The following is a 1,122-nucleotide window of genomic DNA, read 5'->3' on the forward strand; positions in this document are numbered from 1 at the left end:
CCGCCATTTCAGCCCCTGAGCGGGTACGCCAATTGCCGACCTGCAACAGGCGTTGTCAGCCATTCCGTCGTTGTCAGCGGGTTCTTTTTCGATCCCATGGCGCGAATTGCGTCGTCCGGCGGCCTCGACGTGCGGCTCCGGGGGCGCGCAGGTGATCCTGCAGGTGATCCCGCCGACAGCCGCCCCCGTGGTCGCAAGTGCACTCGCGTGCGGGCTGGCAAATCCCTCGATCGTTGCTGTGAGCCCCGCACTTCAGTCCAACGGCCGCTAGCGCGATGCGGCGACGACCACGCCGGCCCCGACCATGGCGCAACCGGCTGTCTGGTTCACACGGCGAACAACGACCGGCGTGCGGAGCAGACTGCGCGCTCGGCCGGCCAGAATGACATGTCCGCCGATCACGACCACCTCGACGGCGACGATCACCACCGCCAGCGCCGCGACATGACCGGGCAGAAGCGAAGCCCCGACCACGTTGGGCAGCAGCGCAATATAGAAAAGCGGCATCTTGGGATTGCCCAGATTTAACGCAACGCCGGTCGCGAAAATCGCCAGCAAGCTGCGCCGCCCGGAAACAGGTTGCAGGTCGGGCACCACTGGCGCGGCGGTCCAGAGCTTCACGCCGATCCAGATCAGATAGATCGCGCCGGCATAGCGCAGAACAGTCATCACCCCGCTCATTTCAGCCGCGACAATTGAAAGCCCAAAGGCCGCAAGCGTCAGGAAAATCAGAATGCCGGCGACCGTTCCCACCCCATAGGCAATGCCAGAGGCGGCACCGTGTGAGATCGTGCGGGCAACGATCGTCATGTTGTCGGGGCCGGGGCTGGCGGCAAAGACGAAAAAGGCGGCTGCGAAGGCAAGTAAGGTCGAAAAATCCATGGAGACCCCGAACGTTATGCTTGCTCTCGGGGTTTAAGGATAAGCCCCTTTTCCCGATGTGAAAGAGCAAGCCGCACCACGGCGGCTAATTTCGCTCTCCGAGTGCCAGCCGGCATGCCAGTCCAGCGAATACGGTTGCAAGAAGATACTGAGGGAGCCTGGGAAAACGACGCCTTGCAGAGAGGCGGCCCCGGATATGGCTGCCCAGAAGGACGACCGTGCCATTCACCACGAAGCCGA

At 63.0% G+C, this 1,122-nt stretch carries 1 protein-coding gene and 1 pseudogene; both read right to left on the minus strand.

Features of this window, described 5'->3' with window-relative positions; translation table 11 throughout:
• Nucleotides 1–267 precede the first annotated feature (267 nt).
• The gene (locus tag V7067_RS15795; RefSeq protein WP_334176861.1) at nucleotides 268–882 is read right to left on the minus strand and encodes a LysE family translocator; all 615 of its coding nucleotides are present in this window, start codon (nucleotides 880–882) and stop codon (nucleotides 268–270) included.
• Nucleotides 883–967: 85 nt separating this feature from the next.
• Nucleotides 968–1,122: pseudogene (locus V7067_RS15800) on the minus strand (LysE family translocator); the annotation flags it as partial.

It is taken from the genome of Pseudoxanthobacter sp., from assembly GCF_036822375.1.
In the GTDB taxonomy this organism is placed as follows: domain Bacteria; phylum Pseudomonadota; class Alphaproteobacteria; order Rhizobiales; family Segnochrobactraceae; genus Pseudoxanthobacter.

Coding starts and splice junctions, on each gene's coding strand:
- V7067_RS15795 (WP_334176861.1), bottom strand. CDS start 882: ATGGATTTTTCGACCTTACTTGCCTTCGCAGCCGCCTTTTTCGTCTTT.